20 protein-coding genes and 4 tRNA genes are annotated in these 24,670 nt (G+C 70.4%); 12 read left to right on the top strand and 12 right to left on the bottom strand.

From position 1 onward, the window contains the following. The first annotated feature begins 108 nt into the window (after window positions 1–108). Window positions 109–4,044 (top strand): ATP-dependent RNA helicase HrpA, encoded by a 3,936-nt coding sequence (gene hrpA, locus AC3IX6_RS19455; protein WP_489363103.1) that lies wholly within the window; start codon window positions 109–111, stop codon window positions 4,042–4,044. 69 nt (window positions 4,045–4,113) lie between these two features. Further along, a tRNA-Asp gene (locus AC3IX6_RS19450) sits at window positions 4,114–4,187 on the top strand. A gap of 697 nt (window positions 4,188–4,884) precedes the next feature. On the opposite strand, the gene bldC is transcribed toward AC3IX6_RS19450, so the two are convergent. Further along, window positions 4,885–5,091, bottom strand: a complete 207-nt coding sequence (bldC, locus tag AC3IX6_RS19445; RefSeq protein ID WP_003949541.1) for a developmental transcriptional regulator BldC — start codon at window positions 5,089–5,091, stop codon at window positions 4,885–4,887. A gap of 607 nt (window positions 5,092–5,698) precedes the next feature. Then, window positions 5,699–6,553 (bottom strand): DUF8083 family protein, encoded by an 855-nt coding sequence (locus AC3IX6_RS19440; protein ID WP_489363101.1) that lies wholly within the window; start codon window positions 6,551–6,553, stop codon window positions 5,699–5,701. A gap of 196 nt (window positions 6,554–6,749) precedes the next feature. Between AC3IX6_RS19440 and AC3IX6_RS19435 the strand changes: the two genes are divergently transcribed. Continuing rightward, on the top strand, window positions 6,750–7,847 hold the full coding sequence (locus AC3IX6_RS19435; RefSeq protein WP_489363099.1) for a Leu/Phe/Val dehydrogenase: 1,098 nt from the start codon (window positions 6,750–6,752) through the stop codon (window positions 7,845–7,847). Window positions 7,848–8,155: 308 nt separating this feature from the next. Then, window positions 8,156–8,422: a DUF3073 domain-containing protein gene (locus tag AC3IX6_RS19430; protein ID WP_243341155.1), complete on the top strand. Its 267-nt coding sequence runs from the start codon at window positions 8,156–8,158 to the stop codon at window positions 8,420–8,422. Window positions 8,423–8,589: 167 nt separating this feature from the next. Here the strand turns inward: AC3IX6_RS19430 and purM are convergent, their stop codons facing one another. Both purM and purF read right to left on the bottom strand, forming a co-directional pair. After that, window positions 8,590–9,660, bottom strand: coding sequence for a phosphoribosylformylglycinamidine cyclo-ligase (gene purM / locus AC3IX6_RS19425; protein ID WP_489363097.1), 1,071 nt, complete (start codon window positions 9,658–9,660; stop codon window positions 8,590–8,592). 161 nt (window positions 9,661–9,821) lie between these two features. Further along, window positions 9,822–11,339, bottom strand: coding sequence for an amidophosphoribosyltransferase (gene purF / locus AC3IX6_RS19420; protein WP_243341158.1), 1,518 nt, complete (start codon window positions 11,337–11,339; stop codon window positions 9,822–9,824). A gap of 148 nt (window positions 11,340–11,487) precedes the next feature. On the opposite strand from purF, the gene AC3IX6_RS19415 reads away from it, so the two are divergent. Together AC3IX6_RS19415 and AC3IX6_RS19410 are read left to right on the top strand one after the other, a co-directional pair. Further along, the gene (locus tag AC3IX6_RS19415) at window positions 11,488–11,583 is read left to right on the top strand and encodes a putative leader peptide (RefSeq protein ID WP_323187867.1); all 96 of its coding nucleotides are present in this window, start codon (window positions 11,488–11,490) and stop codon (window positions 11,581–11,583) included. A gap of 141 nt (window positions 11,584–11,724) precedes the next feature. Beyond that, window positions 11,725–13,161 (top strand): sulfatase-like hydrolase/transferase, encoded by a 1,437-nt coding sequence (locus AC3IX6_RS19410; RefSeq protein WP_489363095.1) that lies wholly within the window; start codon window positions 11,725–11,727, stop codon window positions 13,159–13,161. A 64-nt stretch (window positions 13,162–13,225) separates the two neighbouring features. Here the strand turns inward: AC3IX6_RS19410 and AC3IX6_RS19405 are convergent, their stop codons facing one another. From AC3IX6_RS19405 to purS, 6 genes are all read right to left on the bottom strand, one after another. Continuing rightward, window positions 13,226–14,053 (bottom strand): META domain-containing protein, encoded by an 828-nt coding sequence (locus AC3IX6_RS19405; RefSeq protein ID WP_489363093.1) that lies wholly within the window; start codon window positions 14,051–14,053, stop codon window positions 13,226–13,228. Between the two features lie 72 nt (window positions 14,054–14,125). Further along, window positions 14,126–14,917 carry a maleylpyruvate isomerase family mycothiol-dependent enzyme gene (locus AC3IX6_RS19400; protein ID WP_489363091.1) on the bottom strand — a complete coding sequence of 264 codons (792 nt, stop codon included), beginning with the start codon at window positions 14,915–14,917 and terminating at the stop codon, window positions 14,126–14,128. A gap of 43 nt (window positions 14,918–14,960) precedes the next feature. After that, window positions 14,961–15,500, bottom strand: a complete 540-nt coding sequence (locus tag AC3IX6_RS19395) for a hypothetical protein (protein WP_489363071.1) — start codon at window positions 15,498–15,500, stop codon at window positions 14,961–14,963. A gap of 122 nt (window positions 15,501–15,622) precedes the next feature. After that, complete coding sequence (gene purL, locus AC3IX6_RS19390; protein WP_489363069.1) at window positions 15,623–17,872, bottom strand: phosphoribosylformylglycinamidine synthase subunit PurL; 2,250 nt, start codon at window positions 17,870–17,872, stop codon at window positions 15,623–15,625. Next, the gene (purQ, locus tag AC3IX6_RS19385) at window positions 17,869–18,549 is read right to left on the bottom strand and encodes a phosphoribosylformylglycinamidine synthase subunit PurQ (protein ID WP_250751956.1); all 681 of its coding nucleotides are present in this window, start codon (window positions 18,547–18,549) and stop codon (window positions 17,869–17,871) included. Before purQ ends, purL begins: the two co-directional genes overlap by 4 nt. A gap of 2 nt (window positions 18,550–18,551) precedes the next feature. Further along, the gene (gene purS / locus AC3IX6_RS19380) at window positions 18,552–18,803 is read right to left on the bottom strand and encodes a phosphoribosylformylglycinamidine synthase subunit PurS (RefSeq protein ID WP_008740952.1); all 252 of its coding nucleotides are present in this window, start codon (window positions 18,801–18,803) and stop codon (window positions 18,552–18,554) included. 355 nt (window positions 18,804–19,158) lie between these two features. On the opposite strand from purS, the gene AC3IX6_RS19375 reads away from it, so the two are divergent. The 6 genes from AC3IX6_RS19375 to AC3IX6_RS19350 all read left to right on the top strand — a co-directional run bounded on the left by AC3IX6_RS19375 (window position 19,159) and on the right by AC3IX6_RS19350 (window position 21,868). Further along, a complete protein-coding gene (locus AC3IX6_RS19375; RefSeq protein ID WP_356511550.1) occupies window positions 19,159–19,476 on the top strand; it encodes a histone-like nucleoid-structuring protein Lsr2 in 318 nt (105 codons plus the stop codon). Between the two features lie 85 nt (window positions 19,477–19,561). Next, window positions 19,562–19,633 (top strand) — tRNA-Gly (locus tag AC3IX6_RS19370). 78 nt (window positions 19,634–19,711) lie between these two features. Next, window positions 19,712–19,784 (top strand) — tRNA-Gly (locus AC3IX6_RS19365). A gap of 134 nt (window positions 19,785–19,918) precedes the next feature. Further along, on the top strand, window positions 19,919–21,163 hold the full coding sequence (locus AC3IX6_RS19360) for a sensor histidine kinase (RefSeq protein ID WP_489363066.1): 1,245 nt from the start codon (window positions 19,919–19,921) through the stop codon (window positions 21,161–21,163). Continuing rightward, on the top strand, window positions 21,160–21,771 hold the full coding sequence (locus AC3IX6_RS19355) for a response regulator (protein WP_489363064.1): 612 nt from the start codon (window positions 21,160–21,162) through the stop codon (window positions 21,769–21,771). Before AC3IX6_RS19360 ends, AC3IX6_RS19355 begins: the two co-directional genes overlap by 4 nt. Before the next feature lie 24 nt (window positions 21,772–21,795). Further along, window positions 21,796–21,868 (top strand) — tRNA-Gly (locus AC3IX6_RS19350). Window positions 21,869–22,017: 149 nt separating this feature from the next. Here AC3IX6_RS19350 and AC3IX6_RS19345 read toward each other — a convergent pair. Further along, window positions 22,018–22,920, bottom strand: a complete 903-nt coding sequence (locus AC3IX6_RS19345; protein ID WP_489363062.1) for a phosphoribosylaminoimidazolesuccinocarboxamide synthase — start codon at window positions 22,918–22,920, stop codon at window positions 22,018–22,020. 112 nt (window positions 22,921–23,032) lie between these two features. Further along, the gene (locus AC3IX6_RS19340; RefSeq protein WP_489363060.1) at window positions 23,033–24,520 is read right to left on the bottom strand and encodes a N,N-dimethylformamidase beta subunit family domain-containing protein; all 1,488 of its coding nucleotides are present in this window, start codon (window positions 24,518–24,520) and stop codon (window positions 23,033–23,035) included. Window positions 24,521–24,670 lie beyond the last annotated feature (150 nt).

The following is a 24,670-nucleotide window of genomic DNA, read 5'->3' as shown; positions in this document are numbered from 1 at the left end:
GGGGGACACATCGGGGTAACGCTCGGGGGAGTCGTCCCGAAATGGTACGGGTCAGCCCCACAAATGCGTTCGCCACCCGGCACCTACGGGTGAGATCCTCGACCAGGTATGTCTACTTCCTTCGCCGCCCTGCAGACGCTTCTCGGTGAGATCTCCCTCCGTGACGCGCACCGCCTCGGCCGCCGCCTCGAAGGCGCCCGCCGTATCCGCAAGCCCGAGGCCAAGCAGGCCGTGCTCGACGAGATCGCCGCGGAGGCCCAAACGGCCGCCGTGCGACTGGCCGGACGCGCCTCGCGCAAGCCCGAGGTCACGTATCCCGAGAACCTGCCCGTCAGCCAGAAGAAGGACGAGATCGCCGAGGCGATACGCGACCACCAGGTCGTGATCGTCGCGGGCGAGACCGGCTCCGGCAAGACCACGCAGATCCCCAAGATCTGCATGGAGCTGGGGCGCGGGGTCCGGGGCATGATCGGGCACACCCAGCCCCGCCGGATCGCGGCCCGCACGGTCGCGGAGCGCATCGCGGAGGAGCTGAAGTCCGAGATCGGCCAGACCGTCGGCTGGAAGGTCCGGTTCACCGACCAGGTGGACCAGGACGCGACCTTCGTGAAGCTGATGACGGACGGCATCCTGCTCGCCGAGATCCAGACGGACCGCGAGCTGCGCGCGTACGACACGATCATCATCGACGAGGCCCACGAGCGGTCGCTGAACATCGACTTCCTGCTCGGCTACCTCGCCACGCTGCTGCCCAAGCGCCCCGACCTCAAGGTGATCATCACCTCGGCGACCATCGACCCGCAGCGCTTCTCCCGGCACTTCGGCGAGGCCCCGATCGTCGAGGTCAGCGGCCGGACGTATCCGGTGGAGGTGCGCTACCGCCCGCTCCTCGAAGACGATTCCGAGGACAGCGACCGCGACCAGATCACCGCGATCTGCGAGGCCGTCGACGAGCTCCAGGCGGAGGGGCCGGGCGACATCCTGGTCTTCCTCTCCGGCGAGCGCGAGATCCGCGACACCGCGGACGCGCTGGAGAAGCGCAAGCTCCGCCTGACCGAGGTCCTCCCCCTCTACGCGCGCCTCTCGCACGCCGAGCAGCACCGCGTCTTCCAGCAGCACACGGGCCGGCGGATCGTCCTCGCGACCAACGTCGCGGAGACCTCCCTCACCGTCCCCGGCATCAAGTACGTGATCGACCCGGGCACCGCCCGCATCTCCCGCTACAGCCACCGCACCAAGGTCCAGCGGCTGCCCATCGAGCGGATCTCGCAGGCCAGCGCCAACCAGCGCAAGGGCCGCTGCGGCCGTACCTCGGACGGCATCTGCATCCGGCTGTACTCGGAGGACGACTTCCTCACCCGTCCGGAGTTCACGGACGCCGAGATCCTGCGCACGAACCTCGCCTCCGTCATCCTCCAGATGACCGCGGCCGGCCTCGGCGAGATCGAGAAGTTCCCCTTCATCGACCCGCCGGACCACCGCAACATCCGCGACGGCGTCCAGCTCCTCCAGGAGCTCGGGGCCCTTGACCCGGACGAGAAGGACCACAAGAAGCGGCTCACCCCGATGGGCCGCCAGCTCTCCCAGCTCCCCGTGGACCCGCGCCTCGCCCGCATGGTGGTGGAGGCGGACAAGAACAACTGCGTCCGCGAGGTCATGGTCATCGCGGCGGCCCTGTCCATCCAGGACCCGCGCGAGCGGCCCTCGGACAAGCAGACGCAGGCGGACCAGAACCACGCCCGGTTCAAGGACGAGACGAGCGACTTCCTCTCGTTCCTGAACATGTGGCGCTACGTCCGCGAGCAGCAGAAGGAGCGCGGCTCGTCCTCGTTCCGCCGGATGTGCAAGCAGGAGTACCTGAACTTCCTGCGGATCCGCGAATGGCAGGACATCTATTCGCAGCTGCGTACGGTCGCCAAGTCCATGGGCATCCACGTCAACGAGGCCGACGCGCCCGAGACGAGCGTGCACATCTCGCTGCTGGCCGGCCTGCTGTCGCACATCGGGCTGAAGGACACCGACAAGAACGAGTACCTGGGGGCCCGGTCCGCGAAGTTCGCGATCTTCCCCGGCTCCTCGCTGTTCAAGAAGCAGCCCAAGTTCCTGATGTCCGCCGAGCTGGTGGAGACCTCGCGGCTGTGGGCCCGGGTGAACGCCAAGGTGGAGCCGGAGTGGGTGGAGCCGCTCGCCCAGCACCTGATCAAGCGCACGTACAGCGAGCCGCACTGGGAGAAGGACCAGGCGGCCGTGATGGCCTTCGAGAAGGTCACGCTGTACGGCGTGCCGATCGTCGCGCAGCGCAAGATCAACTACGGCCGGATCGACGCCGAGGTCTCGCGCGATCTGTTCATTCGCAACGCCCTGGTCGAGGGCGACTGGCGGACCCACCACAAGTTCTACGCCGACAACCGCAAGCTCCTCACCGAGGTGGAGGAGCTGGAGAACCGGGCCCGGCGCCGCGACATCGTGGTCGACGACGAGACGCTCTTCGACTTCTACGACCAGCGGATCCCCGAACACGTCGTCTCGGGGGCGCACTTCGACTCCTGGTGGAAGCACAAGAAGCGCGACGAGCCCGAGCTGCTCGACTTCGAGCGCGAGATGCTCCTGACGGAGAAGGCCGCCGGGGTCACCAAGGCCGACTATCCGGACTCCTGGATGCAGGGCCGGCTGAAGTTCCGGGTGACCTACCAGTTCGAGCCGGGCGCGGACGCGGACGGCGTGACCGTCCACATCCCGCTCCAGGTGCTGAACCAGGTCACGGACGAGGGCTTCGACTGGCAGATCCCGGGTCTGCGCGAGGAAGTGGTCACGGAGCTGATCCGGTCCCTCCCGAAGCCGATCCGCCGGCACTACGTGCCCGCGCCGAACTACGCGACCCGTTTCCTGGCCACCGCGCACCCGCTGCAGGAGCCCCTGCACGTGACGCTGGCCCGGGAGCTCCAGCGGATGGTCGGGGTCCCGGTCAGCGCCGAGGACTTCGACCTGACCCGGATCCCCGACCACCTGAAGATCACCTTCCGGATCGTCGACGAGCGCCGCAAGAACCTCGCCGAGGCCAAGGACCTGGAGGCCCTGCGGCTCCAGCTCAAGCCCAAGGCCCGCCAGGCCCTCTCGCAGGCCGCCGCGGCCACCGCCGAGCGGGAGGGCGGGGAGTCGGTGGAGAAGACCGGGCTGACGGACTGGACGATCGGCACCCTGACCAAGGTCTTCGAGACCCGCCGGGCCGGCCAGCCGGTGAAGGCGTTCCCGGCGCTCGTGGACGCCGGTACGAGCGTCTCCGTACGCCTCTTCGACACGGAGGCCGAGCAGCAGCAGGCGATGCGGCTCGGCACCCGGCGCCTGATCCTGCTCAACATCACGGTGAACCCGGCGAAGTTCGCCTCGGACCACCTGAGCAACCAGCAGAAGCTGGCGCTGTCGCGCAATCCGCACGGCTCCATCCAGGCGCTGTTCGACGACTGCGCCACCGCGGCGGCCGACCACCTGATCGCGCGGCACGGCGGCCCGGCGTGGGACGAGGCGGGCTTCCGCAAGCTCTACGAGGCCGTGCGGACCGACCTGGTGGACACGACCGTACGGACGATCACGCAGGTGCAGCAGGTGCTGGCCGCCTGGCAGGCCTGCGAACGCCGCCTGAAGACCACGGCCAGCCTCGCCCTGGTGGCCAACGTCCAGGACGTCAAGACGCAGCTCGCGGCCCTCATGCCGGCCGGCTTCGTCACGCTGACCGGACTGCGCCGGCTGCCGGACCTGATGCGCTACCTGGTGGCCATCGACCGGCGGCTCCAGCAGATGCCCACGGGCGTCCAGCGCGACACCACGCGCATGGAGAAGGTCCACGAGATGCGGGACGAGTACCTGTGGCTGCTGGAGCAGTTGCCGAAGGGCAGGCCGGTCCCGGCGGAGGTCACCGAGATCCGCTGGATGATCGAGGAACTGCGGGTCAGCTACTTCGCGCACGCCCTCGGAACGGCCTATCCGATCTCCGACAAGCGCATCGTGAAGGCGGTGGACGCGGCGGCCCCGGGGCCTGCTCGGTGATCGGGTTCGACTGCACCCCCTGAGCTGCGGTACAGTCTGATTCGCAGCCGCCCAGCGGCCGCAAATCAAGGACCTGTGGAGCAGTTGGTTAGCTCGCCACCCTGTCAAGGTGGAGGTCGCGGGTTCAAGTCCCGTCAGGTTCGCAAGATCGTCAGGGCCCGCATCCTCAGGGATGCGGGCCCTGATGCGTTTCCGACGCACGGCGGCACCGAAGTGCGGGGCGGCGTACGGCCCGAGGTGCCGCCCGGCGCACCGGCCACGACGCGGGCCCGCCGGGCCGGACGGCCCACCAGTCCGCCTCACGGGCCCGATTGGGCTCGGCTCCCCCCAGAACCCTCACCAGACCCTCCACAGCGCACTGAAGGGCTCCTGGAGCCCCGTGCGGGGCCGGCGGAGAAGCCCGGACCGCCCCGCCCGGCCGCCACCCGGACGCCGCCCGCACCCCTCCGGACCCGCCACCCCGTCGCGGCCGCGAAATCGCCCGTCCGGATGATGCGCTGTGCACGACACGTCCCTTTACGGGGTGCATTGGCTGATCCACAAGAGTGATCATCTGTGACGGGTGTCACCCCATGTGTTTTTGAGACGCACGCTTTTATGGCACTCATACGCCCGCTCGATTTTATATGTGCCATTGCACCCACCCCGGCCGGCTCCGCACACCAGCGCGATAACGCCCTGACCAGGGCATAAAAAAGATCGCGCTGGACCCGGCGGAGTCCAGCGCGATCGAACGACTGGTGAACCTGTTGGGGCAGGTCCGGTCGTTTCAAAGCTCTGTGGGGCTCATCGGATTGGGGGACCCGATAAAGACCCGGCAATAAGTGGTGCTGCGGAACCTCAGGCCTCGCTGCGCTGCTGCGGAATTCCCGCAAGCAGTGCGCGGACCTCAGCCTCGCGGTAGCGGCGGTGTCCACCCAGGGTGCGGATGGACGTGAGCTTGCCAGCCTTGGCCCAACGGGTGACCGTCTTCGGGTCCACGCGGAACATCGTGGCAACCTCAGCCGGGGTCAGCAGCGGCTCGGCATCAGGGGTGCGAGCGGTCATGAGCGGCCTCCTCGGGAGAACCGAACCATCTCGGTTCTTTCCTCTAAATTCTGCACCTTGGCCCACGTTGCCCGAAATGGACATACGCGGGCCGAGTCGGTTATAGGACGAACGGCTTGTCCTCGGCACTACAACTACACCATCCGTCCAGCCTCGACGGCCAAACCGATGGAATTGCCCTCCGAGGTGTTCATCAGCGGCGGAAGCCGATGGACCGTCCCATAACGGACAGTCACCCCACTGTGACGATCAGTCACAGAGCGATCAGGAGTCGTCAGACCCCCCGTAGAGTGCAATACCGAGCATTCCGCCCTTAGTTGGACGGAAGGAACCCTCCCCGGACTCCTTGTCCTATTTTGGCACGAGGGTAGGGGAAGGGCGCAAGGGTGTAGAAAGTGCGGTCCGTCACGCTTGGGCCAATGGCCCGTATCGGGACGTAGGTCCCGGAACAAAGACCCAAAAGAGGGCATCCCGGCCTTGAGCTGGCCGTTCTCTTCCGTGCTCGGCCGATCGGCGGATGGACAACCGCCTCCCGAGTCGCTACCCGGGTCGCGCAGGTCACTCGGATCACTCTGGATCGCTCGGACGGAATCCGGAACCGGACGGCTCAATTGGCGAAGAGTCTCTCCCGGACCGCCCGCCACCGCTCCGCCAGAGCCCCGTAAGTCCGCGCCGCCCCGTCCCGGTCCCCGGTCCGCAGGGCCGCGAGCCCCGCCGCCAGGTCCGCCGCCGAGTGGTCGGCCTCGAGCCGGTCCGCCGGCAGCGCGTGCAGCAGCCCGCCGTAGTCCAGCTCCACCATCGAGCGGGGGTGGAACTCCTCCAGCCAGCTCCCGACCTCCACCAGCCCCTCGGCGAGCATCCCGTACCCCTCGGCCTCCCGCAGGGTCCGCAGCCCCCGCGCGAGCCGGCGCCGGGCCTGCACCATCGGCGTCCGGTAGCGCAGCCCCTCGCCCGGCACGTACTCCCGCTCCTCGTCGGACACCAGCACGAACCAGCGCAGCGGCACCTGCCAGACCCCCGTACGGATCCACGGCCGCGCATCGGGATTGCGCACGCGCCAGAGCTCGTACTCCTCGGTCGCGCGGCGGCGGGCGGCCGCGGGCAGGGCGGCGTCGAGCACCGGGAGCGGGAACTCGGCCTGCAGTTCCTGGAGCGCGAGCCAGCCCCGCAGCCTCGTCCGCCAGGGGCAGACCAGCAGGACCCCGCCGACCTCGGCGGTGAAGGCGTCCGCGCTCTCGTGCGCCGGGACACCGACCACGGGCACCCGTACCAAGTCCACCAGCGACCGTCGCAGTTCGTCCTGGGCGGTCGGGGTGGCCCCGCGCCGGGCGTAGTCGGCCCAGTGGGTGCGCTCGGGCTCCGGGAAGGCCGTCAGCGGCTCGTAGACGCGCAGGTAGGAGGCGTACGGGACGGCGGGGGCCGAGCGGGCGGACGGCAGCCGGGGATCGGGGGATTCGCTCACGCTCTCGTACTCCCCCGCCCCGCCCGGCCCTACTCCGGCGGCCGCTCCCCCACCTCCCTCTAACCCCTGAGTGTCCCGATCTCCGGACCGGGAGGATCGCCGGGCCCCGGAGGTCTTACGCTGCTCCCAGCACGCCCTCCCCCACCCGCAGGGCGGGCGTCTTTCCCGCCGCATCTCTTCCATGGGAGTCACCACCGTGACCGAAATGACCGACGGCGTCCTGCACACCCTGTTCCGCAGTGAACAGGGCGGCCACGAGCAAGTCGTGCTGTGCCAGGACCGAGCCTCCGGCCTGAAGGCCGTCATCGCGATCCACTCCACCGCCCTGGGCCCCGCCCTCGGCGGTACGCGGTTCCACGCGTACGCCTCGGACGAGGAGGCCGTCCTCGACGCGCTGAACCTCTCGCGCGGCATGTCGTACAAGAACGCGCTCGCCGGGCTCGACCTCGGCGGCGGCAAGGCCGTCATCATCGGCGACCCGGACGTCCTGAAGTCCGAGGAACTGCTGCTGGCCTACGGCCGGTTCGTGGAGTCCCTCGGCGGCCGCTACGTGACCGCCTGCGACGTCGGCACCTACGTGGCCGACATGGACGTCGTGGCCCGCGAGACCCGCTGGGCGACCGGCCGCTCCCCCGAGAACGGCGGCGCCGGCGACTCCTCCGTCCTCACCGCCTTCGGCGTCTTCCAGGGCATGCGCGCCAGCGCCCAGCACCTGTGGGGCGACCCGACCCTGCGCGGCCGCAAGGTCGGCGTCGCGGGCGTCGGCAAGGTCGGCCACCACCTGGTCGAGCACCTGCTGGAGGACGGCGCCGAGGTCGTCATCACGGACGTCCGCGCCGAGTCCGTGCAGCGCATCCTGGACAAGCACCCCGGCAAGGTGACCGCCGTCGCCGACACCGAGGCGCTGATCCGCGTGGAGGGCCTGGACATCTACGCCCCCTGCGCGCTCGGCGGGGCCCTGAACGACGACTCCGTGCCCGCGCTCACCGCGAAGATCGTCTGTGGTGCGGCGAACAACCAGCTCGCCCACCCGGGCATCGAGAAGGACCTCGCGGACCGCGGGATCCTCTACGCGCCGGACTACGTGGTCAACGCGGGCGGGGTCATCCAGGTCGCCGACGAGCTGCGCGGCTTCGACTTCGACCGGTGCAAGGCCAAGGCCGCGAAGATCTTCGACACCACGCTGGAGATCTTCGCACGTGCGAAGGCGGACGGGATTCCGCCGGCCGCGGCAGCCGACCGCATCGCCGAGCAGCGGATGGCCGACGCCCGCGGCGCGGCACGCACCGTCTGACCCTCCCGACCCTCACGGGGCCCTTAATGGGGCTTCTGGGCGGCCCGCCGGGGCGCAGCGAGACGGAACTCACTGCGCTTCGGCGGGTCGCCCGTCAGGAAACGGCTAAAATCGCAGCTGACCAGCGAGGACGGGGCGCCTTGCTGGTACTGCACCGGGGCGCGTCATGCGGGCGGCGTACCGTATGGCCGCGGAAGCAGGTACCGTTAAACCCCTACGGACGGTCTCTCCACGGAGAGCCCGCTCCGAACCATGAACGCGTGTCAGACTCTGGGGCCGTCGAGCCCCGTCACCGAGGGGGTCGAGCCATGGGGCGCGGCCGGGCAAAGGCCAAGCAGACGAAGGTCGCCCGCCAGCTGAAGTACAGCAGCGGCGGGACTGACTTGTCGCGTCTGGCCAATGAGCTGGGCGCATCGCACACGGAACCGCTGCCTGTCAGCGAGCCGGTCGTCGATGACGAGCTTGATGATGATGACGAGGACGACCCGTACGCCAAGTACGCGGAGCGCTACAACAGCGATGACGAGGACGAGGACGAAGAGTCCGGTCCGTCCGTCTACCGTCGCGGTGCTTGACGCGCCACTCGGCGTCGAACTCGCGGTGCGCTGATCCTCAGCAGCGGCACACAGCTTCACATGCACGGAAACCCGGTCCAGGGCATCGCCCCGGGCCGGGTTTCCGTGCTGTTCGCGCTGGTGGGAGACGGTGCTGGGAGCCGGTGGTGGCCGGCTCCCCGAGCGCGTCAGACCGCGTAGTCGCCGGTCATCGTCGCGCCCTCGGTGTGGTCGCCGCGGTCCAGGATCTCGCCCGCGACCCAGGCGTCGACGCCCCGGTCGGCCAGGGCGGTCAGGGCCACGTCCACCGACTCCTGCGGGACCACGGCCATCATGCCGACGCCCATGTTCAGGGTCTTCTCCAGCTCCAGGCGCTCCACCTGACCGGCCTTGCCGACCAGGTCGAAGATCGCGCCCGGGGTCCAGGTCGAGCGGTCGACCGTGGCGTGCAGGTGCTCCGGGATCACCCGGGCGAGGTTGGCCGCGAGGCCGCCGCCCGTGATGTGGGAGTAGGCGTGCACGTCGGCCGTCCGGGTGAGGGCCATGCAGTCCAGCGAGTAGATCTTGGTGGGCTCCAGCAGCTCCTCGCCGAGGGTCCGGCCGAGCTCCTCGACGTGGCCCTCCAGGGACATTCCGGCCCGGTCGAAGAGGACGTGGCGGACCAGCGAGTACCCGTTCGAGTGAAGACCGGAGGACGCCATGGCGATGACGGCGTCGCCCGTACGGATGCGGTCCGCGCCCAGGAGGCGGTCGTACTCCACGACTCCGGTGCCGGCGCCCGCCACGTCGAAGTCGTCCGGGCCCAGCAGGCCGGGGTGTTCGGCGGTCTCGCCGCCGACCAGGGCGCAGCCGGCCAGGACGCAGCCCTCGGCGATGCCCTTGACGATGGCCGCGACGCGCTCGGGGTGGACCTTGCCGACGCAGATGTAGTCGGTCATGAAGAGCGGCTCGGCGCCGCAGACGACGATGTCGTCCATGACCATCGCGACGAGGTCGTGGCCGATGGTGTCGTACACGCCCATGCGGCGGGCGATGTCCACCTTGGTGCCGACGCCGTCGGTGGCGGAGGCGAGCAGGGGGCGCTCGTAGCGCTTGAGGGCGGAGGCGTCGAAGAGGCCGGCGAAGCCGCCGAGGCCGCCGAGGACCTCGGGGCGCTGCGTCTTCTTCACCCACTCCTTCATCAGCTCGACGGCGCGGTCTCCCGCGTCGATGTCCACGCCCGCGGCTGCGTAGCTGGCACCGGTGGTCTTCTCTGTCATGACAGGAGAGAGCTTTCGTGTCGTTGCTGCGTGTGGTGCGAGGCCCTGGAAAAGCCTGAAAGAGAAGGCCCCGCGCAGGTTGAGCAGGATGAGGGGGGGAGGGGAGGGGCCGCGGTGCGCGGGCTCGTGCGAGCCCGCGTACCGCGGCGTTGCCTCGGGCCCTACGGGCGCCGGAGGGCGTCGGCGGCGTCGGTGCCGCCGGCCAGCTCCGTCTCCAGGAGCTGCTTGCCCAGGAGCTGCGGGTCGGGCAGTTCCATGGGGTACACGCCGTCGAAGCAGGCACGGCAGAGGTTCGGCTTCTGGATGGTCGTCGCTTCGATCATCGAGTCGAGCGAGATGTACGAGAGCGAGTCCGCGCCCAGCGACGTGGCGATCTCGTCGACCGTCATGCCGTTGGCGATCAGCTCGGCCCGGGTGGCGAAGTCGATGCCGAAGAAGCACGGCCACTTCACCGGCGGCGAGGAGATCCGGATGTGGACCTCCGCCGCGCCGGCCTCGCGGAGCATCTTGACCAGGGCGCGCTGGGTGTTGCCGCGGACGATCGAGTCGTCGACGACCACCAGGCGCTTGCCCCGGATGACTTCCTTGAGGGGGTTGAGCTTCAGACGGATGCCGAGCTGGCGGATCGTCTGCGAGGGCTGGATGAAGGTCCGGCCCACGTAGGCGTTCTTGACCAGGCCGACGCCGTACGGAATCCCGCTGGCCTCCGCGTAACCGACGGCGGCGGGCGTGCCCGACTCCGGCGTCGATATCACCAGGTCGGCATCGGCCGGGGCTTCCTTGGCCAGGCGCCGTCCCATCTCGACACGCGAGAGGTAGACGTTCCGGCCGGCGATGTCGGTGTCCGGGCGCGCCAGGTAGACGTACTCGAAGACACAGCCCTTGGGCTTTGCTTCCGCGAAGCGAGAGGTCCGCAGACCGTTCTCGTCGATCGCGATGAGCTCGCCCGGCTCGACCTCGCGGACGAAGCTGGCGCCACAGATGTCGAGGGCGGCGGTCTCGCTCGCCACCACCCAGCCGCGCTCCAGGCGGCCGAGGACCAGCGGGCGGATGCCCTGCGGGTCACGGGCGGTGTAGAGCGTGCCCTCGTCCATGAAGACGAGCGAGAAGGCGCCCTTCACCTTCGGGAGGACCTTGGTGGCCGACTCCTCGATGGTCAGGGGCTTGCCGTCGTCGTCCGTCTGGCCGGCCAGCAGGGCGGTGACCAGGTCGGTGTCGTTGGTGGCCGCCACCTGGGTGGCACGGCCGTCCTGACGGGGGAGGTCGGCGACCATCTCGGCCAACTCGGCGGTGTTCACCAGGTTGCCGTTGTGACCCAGGGCAATGGAGCCGTGGGCGGTCGCACGGAAGGTCGGCTGAGCGTTCTCCCAGACGGAGGCGCCAGTGGTCGAGTAGCGGGCGTGACCGACCGCGATATGACCCTGGAGCGAGCCGAGAGAGGTTTCGTCGAAGACTTGGGAAACGAGGCCCATGTCCTTGAAGACGAGGATCTGGGAACCGTTGCTCACAGCGATACCCGCGGACTCTTGTCCACGGTGCTGCAGTGCATACAGTCCGAAGTAGGTGAGCTTGGCGACCTCTTCACCCGGAGCCCAGACACCGAAGACGCCGCAAGCGTCCTGGGGGCCCTTTTCGCCGGGGAGCAGGTCGTGGTTGAGTCGTCCATCACCACGAGGCACGCCCCCGAGTGTAGGCGAGATCGACCACTGGTCCGAATTGGGGATGCCCGGGAAATGTCACAGCACGCAGGGTGACGAAACCTGTTCGTCTCAATATCCGGATTGCCCTGGTTGACAGCCGCCTGTCGTTTCGTACAAGCTCCGGCCCATGCAGCCTCTCGGTGACCGCACCGTCACCCTCGTCGCGCGCCGACACGTGGACCTCGTCCGTGTCGCCAGCGCCATCTGTCGCTGTTCTGCGTAGTCATACGGCGCTTTTCTCTTTCCTTTTTCTCCTTTCCCCGCCGCTTTCCGTACGAGTCCGCTCCGCCGTGCCCTGCGCCGTCCCGCGCTGCCCGGAGCCGGCCCGCGCCGGAGGGCCGGCGGGCCGTGCTCTGGAGTACCCGTGACCTCGTACGAACCCAACCTGTCCCGGCGCGCCTTCGGCGGCGCGGTCGGCGCGACCGCGGCCGCCGCCGCGGTGGGTCTGGGCGCCGCCGCCCCGGCCCACGCGGCGCCCGCCGCGGAAGACCGGCACGCTGGCCCGCAGGAGCGGGAGTTCCGGGCCGACCGGGGACGCCGCTCCCGCCGCCCGAACATCCTGTTCATCCTCGGGGACGACCTCGGCTGGGCCGACCTGTCCTCCTACGGCTCCCCGCACATCAAGACCCCGAACCTGGACCGGCTCGCCCGCCAGGGCGTCCGCTTCACCGACGCCTACTCCGGCTCCGCGACCTGCTCCCCGACCCGCTTCAGCCTGTACACCGGCCGCTACCCGGGCCGCGCCGAGGGCGGGCTCGCCGAGCCCATCGCCGACAAGACCGCGGGCCTGGAGCCGACCCACCCGACGCTCGCCTCGCTGCTGCGCGGCTCCGGCTACGCGACCGCGCTGATAGGCAAGTGGCACTGCGGATTCCTGCCCGACTACAGCCCGACCAAGTCGGGCTGGGACGAGTTCTTCGGCAACTTCGGCGGGGCCCTGGAGTACTACTCCAAGCTGGGCGGGGACGGCTCGTACGACCTCTACGAGGGCGACGCCGAATACAAGGACCTGCGCTACTACACGCGGATCCTGACCGAGCGGGCCGGCGAGTACGTCTCCCGCGACCACGGCGACAAGCCGTGGCTGCTGAACCTCAACTTCACCACCCCGCACTGGCCGTGGATCGCCGACGGGGACACCGAGGCGAGCGCCGAGGTCACGCGCCGGATCAAGGCCGGCGACCGGCGGGCCCTGTGGCACGAGGACGGCGGGTCCATCGAGAAGTACAAGGAGATGGTGGAGGACCTCGACCGCTCGATCGGCGAGGTGCTGAAGGCGCTGAAGCGCTCCGGCCAGGAGGAGGACACCCTGGTCTTCTTCTCCAGCGACAACGGCGGCGAGCGCTTCTCCCACAACTGGCCGCTCTCCGGCAACAAGGCCACCCTCCAGGAGGGCGGCATCCGCGTCCCGAACATCGTGCGCTGGCCCGCCCGGCTCGACGGCGGCCAGGTCAGCCACGTGCCGGTCTTCACCCCGGACTGGACGGCCACCCTGCTGGAACTGGCGGGCGCCCGCGCGAACCCGGCGTACCCGCTGGACGGGGTCAGCCTGGCCGGGTACCTGCTGCGCGGCGAGAAGGTCGCCGAGCGGAACCTGTTCTGGCGGGTGCGCGGGGAGCGGGCGCTGCGCCGCGGCGACTGGAAGTACTACCGCGGCAAGGCGGGCCGCGACCAGCTCTTCAACCTGGCCGGGGACATCCGCGAGCAGGCCGACAAGGCGGCACTGGAGCCGGCCCGCCTGGCCGAACTGCGCGCGGCCTGGGAGAAGACGGACGCGGGACTGCTGCCGTACCCGGGCTGATCACCGCCCGTACCGCGATCCCGGCGCCGTGGTCCACAGCCTGTGGAAGGTTGTGGACCGGGGCTCACTCGACGGCGGAGGCGGCCGTCGCCGTGACGGCTCTGCCGTCGCTCCCGGTGAGGGTGAGCTTGTCCCCGCTGACCTTCCAGTCGAGCGGACCGCTGCCGAACAGCTCGGTGAGGGCCCGCTCGACCTCTCCGGCGCCGCCCTCGCAGGCCATTCGGGTGGTGGTGAGGGGGCCGAAGGTGAGCCGGTTGCCCTCTACGGCGGCGGTCGCGTTGAAGCGGTTGCAGCCGAGGCTGCCGCTCGCCGTCCCGTCCGCGGCCAGGGTGAAGCGGGCCCGGCCCTCGGCGCCGGCCGGGACCGAGGCGGCGCTCTCGCCCTCGATCAGGGAATCGACGGTCCACTGCGTGGCCAGGAGCGGGGCGGCGGGCGCCGGGGGCTTCGAGCTCAGGGCGATCACGTTCCCGTCCGGGGTCTTCAACGTGATCGTGTCCCCGCCGTGCTCCACCGTCAGCCTGCCGCGGAACAGCTCGCGGAAGGCCGTCTCGAACGGCAGGTCGGCGCAGGCCATCTCGGTGGTCGCGCCCGGGGTCACGGTCATGGTGGCCGCCGAGTCGAAGACCACCGCGGAGGTGAAGCCGTTGCAGCCGTAGTTTCCGGTGGCCTCGGCCTCGTTGCCCGTGCCGCGCTCCACGTTCAGGCGGGCGGCGGAGGCGGGGGCCGGCAGCTTCTTGCCGTCGACGGTCAGGCTCTCGACCGTCCAGGGGCCGGAGAACCCGTGGCCGGGGCGCGTCCCCGGCGAGGCGCCGTCGTCACCGCAGGCGGTGGCGGTGGCGGACAGCGCGAGTACGGCGACCAGGGCGGCGGGGAGGAGCGGCAGCGTACGCATGCCGGTGGGACGCGGCCGGCCGCGAACCGGTTCCCGGATCAGCCCGTCAGGGGGATCGGCTCGGCGGCCGGATCAGCTCATCAGGGGGAGCAGCGCCGAGAGGTCCGCGCGCTCGCCGCTGGCCCTGACCTGCGCCCCGTCCAGCGCTTCGGCCCAGCTCGTACGGCCGGTCGCGAGCCGGATCCAGGTCAGCGGGTCGGTCTCCACCACGTTCGGCGGGGTGCCGCGGGTGTGCCGGGGCCCCTCCACGCACTGCACCACCGCGAACGGCGGGACGCGGAACTCCACCGCCCCGCCCGGAGCCTTGAGCGCGAGAGCGTCGGCGAGCAGCCGGGTGCACGCGGCCAGGGCCTGGCGGTCCACGGGGATGTCCAGTCCGGTGGCGCGGCGCAGGTCGTCGGTGTGGACGACGAGCTCGACGGTGCGGGTGACCAGGAAGTCGGCCAGGGTCATCGCCCCGATCCACAGGTCCAGCACGCGGCTGCCCGGGTTCGCTTCGAGCGCTGCGGCCAGGCGGGCGCCGGCCCGGTCGTAGAGCTCGGCGAGCGGGGCGCCCTCCAGGGTCTCCTTGGCGGCTTCCGCGATCTTCCCGGCGAGCGAGGCCGTCGCGAACGGCCACTCGGAGGCGGACAGTTCGGCCACGGCGGCCGGCGGCCGGGCGAGGCCGCCGGCCAGCGAGTCGGCGATCCACGCGATGTGCGCGGCCAGCTCGGCGACGGACCAGTCGCCGACCCCGCTGGGGCGGGCGAGCTGCTCGGGCTCCAACTCCCTTACGGCGTCCCGGACGTGGTGGAACTGCGCGAGGACGGCCGTGCGGGTGCGGGCCTGGTCGTAGGTGCGCGGCTTCTTCTTGGCGGGCGGCATGGGGCCGACCCTACGCCGCCGCGCGCCCCGGGTCCGGTAGCCGTCAGGCCTTCGGGACCGCGGGCAGCTTCGTCTCGCAGCCCGCCTTCGCCGCCGCGCGCAGGGCCGCCTCGCGGGCCAGCCCCGACAGGAGGTCGCGCCCCCTGTTGCCCCGGCCGTCGCCCTCGCCGGCGGCGGTCGCCCGCAGGGCGGTCACTCCGCCGGACCCGGCCGGGTCGGCGCACTTCGCGACCGCGGTGACGCTGAAGGTCCCGTAGTCGAACCGGCTCCCGCCCGGTTCGGCGTCCTTGGAGGCCACCACCGCGACGGAGACGAACTCCTCCATCTGCTCCTGGCCCTCGAACGTCACCTCATGCAGCAGCACGCACGCCTGGTCCGCCGAGGCACCCGCCTCCACCCTGGGCATGCCGAACCCCATCACCGCGTCCGGATCGACCAGTCCCTGACAGTTCTCGATGATCTCCGCCCGGCTCCGCGCACGGTCCCCGGTGTTGTCGTAGACGAGCCAGCCGCCCACCCCCACGGCAGCCACGACCACCGGTATCCCGGCTCCGAGCAGCCATCGGCCCCAACTCTGTGCCATCTGAGCCCCGTTCCCCCGCCGGCCCCGCGCCGCCGTCGGCGCGGGCTCCTTGCCGGAACGGACGAGCCCCCGCCCGGAAATGGTTCCGGACGGGGGCTGCTCGGTTCCTGGGGAACGGCCGCTCAGGCAAGCAGCGCCGGAATCGTGCCCTCGTGGGCGGTGCGGAGCTCGGCCAGGGGGAGGGTGAACTCGCCCTGGACCTCGATCTCCTCGCCGTCCACCACACCGATCCGGGTCGCCGGCAGGCCCCGCGCACCGCACATGTCGGTGAAGCGAAGCTCCTCGCTGCGCGGGACGGCCACGATGGCGCGGCCCGCGGACTCGGAGAACAGGAAGGTGAAGGCGTCCAGCGCCTCCGGCACCACGATCCGCGCACCGTTGCCGCCGCGCAGGCAGGACTCGGTGAGCGCCTGGATGACGCCGCCGTCGGACAGGTCGTGCGCGGCGTCGATCATGCCGTCGCGCGAGGCCGAGATCAGGATCTCCGCGAGGAGCTTCTCGCGGCCCAGGTCCACCTTGGGCGGCATCCCGCCGAGGTGCTGGTGGACGACCTCGGACCAGGCCGAGCCGCCGAACTCCTCGGTGGTGTCACCGAGCAGGTACAGCAGCTGGCCGGCCTCCGCGAACGCCATCGGCGTACGGCGGTTGACGTCGTCGATCACGCCGAGCACCGCCACGACCGGGGTCGGGTGGATCGCGATGTCGCCCGTCTGGTTGTAGAGGGAGACGTTGCCGCCGGTGACCGGGGTGCCCAGCTCCAGGCAGCCGTCCGCGAGACCGCGGCAGGCCTCGGCGAACTGCCACATGACGTCCGGGTCCTCGGGGGAGCCGAAGTTCAGGCAGTCGGAGATCGCGAGGGGCTTGGCGCCGGTCGCGGCCACGTTGCGGTAGGACTCCGCCAGCGCGAGCTGCGCACCCGTGTAGGGGTCGAGCTTCGCGTAGCGGCCGTTGCCGTCCGTGGACATGGCGACGCCGAGGTTGGTCTCCTCGTCGATGCGGACCATGCCGGCGTCCTCGGGCTGCGAGAGCACCGTGTTGCCCTGGACGAAGCGGTCGTACTGGTCGGTGATCCAGGACTTCGAGGCCTGGTTCGGCGACGAGACCAGGGCCAGGACCTGCGCGCGGAGCTCCTCGGAGGTCTGCGGGCGGGGCAGCTTGCCCGCGTCGTCGGCCTGGAGCGCGTCCTGCCACGAGGGGCGGGCGTACGGGCGGTTGTAGACCGGGCCCTCGTGGGCGACGGTGCCCGGGGGCACGTCCACGATGAGCTCGCCGTGCCAGTAGATCTCCAGGTGGTCGCCCTCGGTCACCTCACCGATGACGGTGGCGATGACGTCCCACTTCTCGCAGATCTCCATGAAGCGGTCCACGTACTGCGGTTCGACGATCGCGCACATGCGCTCCTGCGACTCGCTCATGAGGATTTCCTCGGGCGAGAGCGTCGCGTCGCGCAGCGGGACGGTGTCGAGGTCGACCCTCATGCCGCCGCTGCCGGCGGAGGCCAGCTCGCTCGTGGCGCAGGAGAGCCCGGCGCCGCCGAGGTCCTGGATGCCCGCGACCAGCTTCTCCTTGAAGATCTCCAGGGTGCACTCGATGAGGAGCTTCTCCTGGAAGGGGTCGCCGACCTGCACCGCGGGGCGCTTGGTGGGCTTGGTGTCGTCGAAGGTCTCCGAGGCGAGGACGGAGACGCCGCCGATGCCGTCGCCGCCCGTGCGGGCGCCGTAGAGGATGACCTTGTTGCCCGGGCCGGAGGCCTTGGCCAGGTGGATGTCCTCGTGCTTCATGACGCCGATGCAGCCGGCGTTGACGAGGGGGTTGCCCTGGTAGCAGGCGTCGAAGACGACCTCGCCGCCGATGTTCGGCAGGCCGAGGCAGTTGCCGTAGCCGCCGATGCCCGCGACGACGCCCGGCAGGACGCGCTTGGTGTCGGGGTGGTCGGCCGCGCCGAAGCGCAGCGGGTCGACGACGGCGACCGGGCGGGCGCCCATGGCGAGGATGTCGCGGACGATGCCGCCGATGCCGGTGGCCGCGCCCTGGTAGGGCTCGATGTACGACGGGTGGTTGTGCGACTCGACCTTGAAGGTGACCGCGTACCCCTGGCCGACGTCGACGACTCCGGCGTTCTCGCCGATGCCGACGAGCATGGCGTCGTTCTGCGGGACCTTCTCGCCGAACTGCTTCAGGTGGACCTTGCTGCTCTTGTACGAGCAGTGCTCGGACCACATGACGGAGTACATGGCGAGCTCGGCGCCGGTGGGACGGCGGTCGAGGATCTCGCGGATCCGGGCGTACTCGTCCTCCTTGAGGCCGAGTTCCTTCCAGGGCTGGGAGGCGTCCGGGGTCTCGGTGGCGTTCTTGACGGTGTCGAGGCTCATGCGCTGACCAGCTTCTTCAGGACCGAGGTGAAGAACGGGAGGCCGTCGGTGCGGCCCGTCCCGATCAGCGGCTCGACCGCGTGCTCGGGGTGCGGCATGAGGCCGACGACGTTGCCCGCGGCGTTGGTGATGCCGGCGATGTCGCGCAGCGAGCCGTTCGGGTTGACGTCCACGTACCGGAAGGCCACGCGCCCTTCGGCCTCCAGTTCGTCCAGCACCCGCTCGTCGGCCACGTAGCGGCCGTCCATGTTCTTCAGCGGTACGGAGATCTCCTCGCCGGCGGTGTAGTCACCGGTCCAGGCGGTCTCCGCGTTCTCCACCCGCAGCTTCTGGTCGCGGCAGATGAAGTGCAGGTGGTTGTTGCGGAGCATCGCCCCCGGCAGCAGGTGGGCCTCGGTGAGGATCTGGAAGCCGTTGCAGATGCCGAGGACGGGCATGCCGCCCTTGGCCTGCTCGATGATGCTCTCCATCACCGGCGAGAAGCGGGAGATGGCTCCGGCGCGCAGGTAGTCCCCGTAGGAGAAGCCGCCCGCGAGGACGACCGCGTCGACCTGGTGGAGGTCCTTGTCGCGGTGCCAGAGCGATACGGGCTCGGCTCCCGCGAGGCGCACGGCGCGCAGCGAGTCACGGTCGTCGAGCGTTCCGGGGAACGTGACGACTCCGATGCGAGTGGTCACCGTCAGGCCTCGACCTTCACGGTGAAGTCTTCGATGACGGTGTTGGCGAGGAAGGTTTCGGCCATCTTGTGGATGCGGTCGAGGGCGGCCTGGTCGACCGGTCCCTCCACCTCCAGTTCGAAGCGCTTCCCCTGGCGAACGTCGGCGATTCCTTCGAAGCCCAGGCGCGGCAGTGCACGCTGCACCGCCTGGCCCTGGGGGTCGAGGATCTCCGGCTTGAGCATGACGTCGACTACGACGCGTGCCACTGGCACTCCCGATGAGGTGGTTGGTGCGAAGGCGGTTCCCTCAGCGTACCCGTAGGAAAATTCTACGCGAGTAGATATCTCTCTTGTATGATCCTCCACGCCGTTTCGGCTTCACCAACGCTTCGCAAAATCCGCCGGAAAACCACGCGTCCGGCATTGCGGCGGGACACGCGGAGATAATTAACTGGGCTTCGCAATGCAATGAGAATCGGGGTACAAAGGATTCCTCCGTTGCGCCGGCATTTTTCGGCGCACGGCGACGCCAGAAAGATGCATTCCTCCGAAACATCCACACAGGCGACATCACCGCTCCGTCCGCGCACGTCAGCGGGAGCGGCGTCGCACGAAGGGACCGATATCCGTGGCGCAGCGCGTAGTAGTCACGATCTCCGACGACATCGATGGCGGAGATGCATCGGAAACGGTCGTCTTCGGGCTGGACGGTAAGTCGTACGAGATCGACCTCAATGTGGCCAACGCAAAGAAACTGCGGAAGAGCCTCGCCCCCTTCGTGGCCGCCGGCCGCCGGCAGGCCCGCTCCGGCAAGACCTTCAAGCACACCGCCATCGCCCCCGACCCGGCGGTCGTCCGGGCCTGGGCCCGCTCCAACCAGCTCGACGTCCCGCCGCGCGGGCGGATCCCCAAGAAGGTCTACGAGGAGTACAACGCCGCTCACTGAGAGCCGATTTGCCATCCACCCCCACCGGTCCGCTAGTGTGTGGATCACGCCAAGGGGCGGGCCGCAGGCCGGACCCCGAAGTCGTGCGGGTGTAGTTCAGTAGCAGAACATCCTCCTTCCAGGAGGAAGGCGCAGTGTGCGATCCCTGTCACCCGCTCTGCTCGCTTTACCGACCACGGTTGTGGATCAGGTAGAGTGATGCACGCATCGCACGGCAGTTTGTCGTGAGAAGCATGCGGACGTAGCTCAGTTGGTAGAGCACCACCTTGCCAAGGTGGATGTCGCGCGTTCGAGTCGCGTCGTCCGCTCAGCGTATGAAGGCCCCGGTCATTGACCGGGGCCTTTGTCGTATGTCCGGCTGCCCTTCCGTCCGTCCCGGGTTATCGGAGATCCATGACAGGTGTCATGGCTTCCCCGGCCCGGAGGCCGCGACACTGGGGCCATGAAACTCAGCGGCTGGTGGAAGAACCGCAGCAGCGCGGAGAAGGTCGAGCTGTACACGCGCTGGTCGCTCCACTTCTTCGTGGCCATCGAGATCACGTCGATCGGACTGGCCGTGCTGGGGGCGACGGCCGGAAAGGTCCCCGCCCTGGTCACGGTCGCGCTCTTCCTGGCGGTGTGCGCGCACTCCCTCGTCGTCGGCTTCCTCTCCTCCCGGTCGCTCGACTGGATGCTGGGCCGGCGCGAGCAGCCGGTGCGGCTGGCGGTCACCGTCGCCGGCCTCACCGCCGCCGCCACCCTGGGCGTCCTCGGCCTGCGCGCGGCCGACCTCACGGGCGACGAGGGGGTGGCGCCGACCCTCATCGCCGGCATGACCTGCTTCACCAGCGGCGCGCTCGTCCTGTGTCTGCGCAAGGTCCGGCAGATGCGCTACGTGGCTCCGGCCACGGCCGCCTTCGTCGGCCTGGCGTCCTTCGCCTTCGGCACCTCGGCGGGCGAGTCCGCCGGTCTGGCTCTCGGGGTGCTGCTGAGCAGCGCCTTCCTCTGCTTCGCCTGCGGGTTCTCCGGCTGGCTGCTCGACACCGTGTACGAACTGGACCGGGCCCGCGAGGTGCAGGCGCAGCTCGCGGTGGCCGAGGAGCGGCTTCGGTTCGGCCGGGACCTGCACGACGTGATGGGCCGCAATCTGGCGGTGATCGCCCTCAAGAGCGAGCTGGCCGTGCAGCTCGCGCGGCGCGAACGCCCCGAAGCCGTCGACCAGATGATCGAGGTGCAGCGGATCGCCCGGGAGTCCCAGAAGGAGGTCCGCGACGTGGTCCGCGGCTACCGCGAGGCGAACCTCACGGTGGAGCTGGAAGGTGCGCGCGGGGTCCTGCACGCGGCCGGGATGGACTGCCTCGTCGAGTACGAGCGGGGCCGCGAGCTGTCCGCCGAGGCCCAGTCGGCGCTCGGCTGGGTGGTGCGCGAGGCGACGACGAACGTCCTGCGGCACGGCGACGCCCGCAGCTGCGTGATCCGGCTGACGGCGGGCCCCTCGGGCGCGCTCACGCTGGTCGTGGAGAACGACGGGGCCCCCAAGGCCCCGGCCGGGCCGCCGGGCTCGGGGCTCGCGGGCCTGCGGGAACGGCTCGCGGTGCTGGACGGCACGCTGGAAGCCGGCCCGGTGGACGGCGGCCGGTTCCGGCTGCGGGCACAGATCCCCGGCCAGGCGGCCGGTCCGACCCGAGAACTGGAGGCGCGGGCATGACCCCCGTACGCGTACTGCTGGCCGACGACGAGCACCTGATCCGGGGCGCGCTGGCCGCGCTGCTGGGACTGGAGGACGACCTGCTGGTCGTCGCCGAGGCCGCCTCGGGGCCGGAGGCGCTCGCGATGGCGCGGGCCCACCGGCCCGACGTGGTGGTGCTGGACCTGCAGATGCCGGGGGCCGACGGTGTGAGCGTGGCCACATCCCTGCGGGCCGAACTCCCCGACTGCAAGACCATGATCGTGACCAGCCACGGGCGGCCCGGGCACCTGAAGCGGGCCCTCGCCGCGGGCGTACGGGCCTTCGCGCCGAAGACCGTTTCGGCGCAGCGGCTGGCCGAGCTGATCCGTACCGTGCACGCCGGAGGCCGTTATGTGGACCCGGAGTTGGCGGCCGACGCGATCAGCGCGGGCGACTCCCCGCTGACCGCCCGCGAGGCCGAGGTGCTGGAACTGGCGGGGGACGGGGCGCCGATCGCGGAGATCGCGGAGCGGGCCTCGCTGTCCCCCGGGACGGTGCGGAACTACCTGTCCTCGGCGGCGACCAAGCTGGGCGCCGAGAACCGGCACACGGCGGTGCGTCTCGCACGGGCCCGGGGTTGGGTATAGTAGTTCTCGCGCTACGGCGCACCTGCGGACATAGCTCAGTTGGTAGAGCACCACCTTGCCAAGGTGGATGTCGCGCGTTCGAGTCGCGTTGTCCGCTCAGCAGTGAAGAAGCCCCGGTCCTCGGACCGGGGCTTCTTTCGTTCCCGGGGCCGCACTCCGGTCGCGGTCCGGCCGCGGTCATGGCGAAGGGGCCCCGTTTCCGGGGCCCCTTCGCCGTTCTTCGACGTTCTTCGCCGTTCGTGGGGCTCAGGCCCAGGTCTGGCCGGTGAGGCGCTCGTAGGCCTCGACGTAGCGGGAGCGGGTCTGCTCCACGACCTCCTGCGGGAGGGCGGGCGGCGGGAGTTCGCCCTTGGAGTCCCAGCCGGAGGCCGGGGAGGACAGCCAGTCGCGGACGTACTGCTTGTCGAAGGACGGCTGGCTGTGGCCCGGCTCCCACAGGTCGGCCGGCCAGAAGCGCGAGGAGTCCGGGGTCAGCACCTCGTCGGCGGCGACCAGGTTGCCGTCCTTGTCGAAGCCGAACTCGAACTTGGTGTCCGCCAGGATGATCCCGCGGTCGCGGGCGATGTCCCGGGCCCGGCCGTAGACGGCGAGGGTGGTCTGGCGCAGCAGGGCGGCGGTCTCGGCGCCCTGGGTGCGCGCGACCTCCTCGTAGGAGACGTTCTCGTCGTGCTCGCCGACCTCGGCCTTGGCGGCCGGGGTGAAGATCGGGCCGGGCAGCTCGGAGCCGTCGACCAGGCCCTCGGGCAGGCCCAGTCCGCAGACCGTACGGGTCTTCTCGTACTCGGCGAGGCCCGAGCCGGTCAGGTAGCCGCGGGCCACGCACTCCACGGGGACCATGTCGAGGTTCCGGCAGACCAGGGCGCGGCCGGCCCAGTCGGCGGGGGCGCCTGCGGGCAGCTCGGTGCTGATGACGTGGTTCGGGACGAGGTCCGCGAGCTGGTCGAACCACCACAGGGAGAGCTGGGTCAGGATCCGGCCCTTGTCCGGGATCTCGGTGGGCAGCACCCAGTCGGCGGCGGAGATGCGGTCACTGGCGACCATGACGAGATGGCCGTCCTCGTCGCGGTAGAGGTCGCGGACCTTGCCGGTGTGGAGGTGGACGAGGCCGGGCACCTGGACGGGCTCGGGCTTTTCGACGAATCCGGGCACGGAGTCTCCCTGTGGTTCTGTACGAGCGCGCGGCCCATTCTCCCGCACCTGGCCGCGCGCACGGACAACGGGTCCGCCGGTCCCGCTCCCGGTCCCGCTCCCGGTCCCGCTCTCAGTCCCTCTTGCAGATCCGGTCGAGGAGATTGGCGGTCGCCCGCTGGACCCGCTCGTCCACGTGCCCGGGGCGGTCGAGGGCCGGGGACCAGGCGAAGGTGCCGGACGCGAAGACCAGCGCTCCGCTGGGGGCCCGGTAGAGGGAGGTCTCCTGGTGGCGGCGGTGGCCGTCGCCGTCCTCGTAGGGGGAGTGCGCGAGCAGGATCCGGCTCTGGTGCTCGGGGAGCTGCGTGCGCGGGAAGTACCGGTCGGCCTCGCCCGCGACCAGACCGGGCAGTTCGTCGTTCTCGGCGGCTCCGGTGGAGTCCCAGAGCCAGTGCGTGGCATTGCGCACGATGAGCGGCGCGGGCTCGGGGACCCGGCCCGCGTACTGGATGCCGAGCAGCTGCTGCTCCGGGCGGTCCACCTCGCGCCAGAGGCTGGGGCGGCCCGGACCGCGGCGTTTTCGGCAGGTGAGGAGCCGGTCGTCGACTCCGGAGGGCGAGGGGGAGAGCTCGACCTGCCAGTACATGGTGTTGGCGGAGAGGAAGACGAGCGAGGTGCCGTGGTCGCGGGCGCGCTCGACGGTGCGGCGCATGGGGCCGGACCAGTACTCGTCGTGGCCGGGAAAGACCAGGCCGCGGTAGCGGGTGGGATCGACGCGGCCGGCGTGCAGGTCGCGGGCGTCGGCGTAGGCGAGGTCGTAGCCGTACCGCTCGGCCCAGCGGATGAAGTCGTAGGCGTGGCCCACGTGCAGGGGCAGGCCCGCGCCGGCGTAGGGGCGGTCGAAGGAGACGGTGATGGCGGCGTCGCGCTCGCCGAGCAGCCGGCCTTCCTCGTCCCAGGCGTGGTAGAGGCTCGCACCCGTTCGGCCGTCCTCCGGGTAGAGGTTGTAGGCCTGCCAGGTGATGTCGGGGAGCAGGAGCAGCAGATCGGCCGGGTGGTCGTCGCGCACCGTGAAGGGGATGTGCGAGCGGTATCCGTCGGCGGTCGTCAGGACCGCCACGTAGGCGCCGATGCTCCAGTACGAGGGGACCTGGAGTCGCCAGGAGAGCCACCAGTGGTGGCAGGAGACGGTGCGGTCGGCGGTCAGGGGCGCGGGCTGGACGATGCCGGAGAGCCGGGGGCTCGTGGTGATCTTGGAGGCGCCGTCGCCGCCGTAGTGCCCGATGCGGTAGACGTCCACGGAGAACTGCTGGGGCGGATCCACGGTGATGTGGAAGTCGATGGCCTCACCGGGCGCGACGGCTCCGGTGGAGGCGAACCCCTTGATCTGCCGGTGCACGTCGTCGGCGGTGCGGGGGCCGCCCGCACCACGGGCACGGGGGATCTGCTGCCCCGGACCGGCGGCGACGGCCGGGTCCACGTACCAGGGCACGACCTGGCCGTTGTCGTCGTAGTAGAGCTCGCTCCCCCGGAACCACGGCAGGGGGCCCTGGCCGAAGGGATCGGTCACCGCGTGCGCGAGCGCACCCGACTCCCAACGCCTGATCTGCTCCGCACCCATACCGCTGCTCCCCTCCCTCGCTCCCCCGAACGCCGCGACCTGTCCCCAGCACATCACATAACGCACGCACTCCGTCACCGTTCGTCGCGAAAACTTCGACGGGGATCCCGACGGGGCCCGGCCCCGGGGCAGGCGGGGCCGGGGAGGCCC

Source organism: Streptomyces sp. GL_141, assembly GCF_057834385.1.
This window is presented reverse-complemented; position numbering and strand designations above follow the sequence as displayed.

Excerpts from the sequence above, each read along its gene's own strand:
- hrpA (WP_489363103.1), top strand. The coding sequence starts at position 109 with ATGTCTACTTCCTTCGCCGCCCTGCAGACGCTTCTCGGTGAGATCTCC.
- bldC (WP_003949541.1), bottom strand. The coding sequence starts at position 5,091 with ATGACCGCTCGCACCCCTGATGCCGAGCCGCTGCTGACCCCGGCTGAG.
- AC3IX6_RS19430 (WP_243341155.1), top strand. The coding sequence starts at position 8,156 with ATGGGGCGCGGCCGGGCAAAGGCCAAGCAGACGAAGGTCGCCCGCCAG.
- purM (WP_489363097.1), bottom strand. The coding sequence starts at position 9,660 with ATGACAGAGAAGACCACCGGTGCCAGCTACGCAGCCGCGGGCGTGGAC.
- AC3IX6_RS19415 (WP_323187867.1), top strand. The coding sequence starts at position 11,488 with ATGCAGCCTCTCGGTGACCGCACCGTCACCCTCGTCGCGCGCCGACAC.
- AC3IX6_RS19405 (WP_489363093.1), bottom strand. The coding sequence starts at position 14,053 with ATGCGTACGCTGCCGCTCCTCCCCGCCGCCCTGGTCGCCGTACTCGCG.
- AC3IX6_RS19400 (WP_489363091.1), bottom strand. The coding sequence starts at position 14,917 with ATGCCGCCCGCCAAGAAGAAGCCGCGCACCTACGACCAGGCCCGCACC.
- AC3IX6_RS19395 (WP_489363071.1), bottom strand. The coding sequence starts at position 15,500 with ATGGCACAGAGTTGGGGCCGATGGCTGCTCGGAGCCGGGATACCGGTG.
- purL (WP_489363069.1), bottom strand. The coding sequence starts at position 17,872 with ATGAGCCTCGACACCGTCAAGAACGCCACCGAGACCCCGGACGCCTCC.
- AC3IX6_RS19360 (WP_489363066.1), top strand. The coding sequence starts at position 19,919 with ATGAAACTCAGCGGCTGGTGGAAGAACCGCAGCAGCGCGGAGAAGGTC.
- AC3IX6_RS19355 (WP_489363064.1), top strand. The coding sequence starts at position 21,160 with ATGACCCCCGTACGCGTACTGCTGGCCGACGACGAGCACCTGATCCGG.
- AC3IX6_RS19340 (WP_489363060.1), bottom strand. The coding sequence starts at position 24,520 with ATGGGTGCGGAGCAGATCAGGCGTTGGGAGTCGGGTGCGCTCGCGCAC.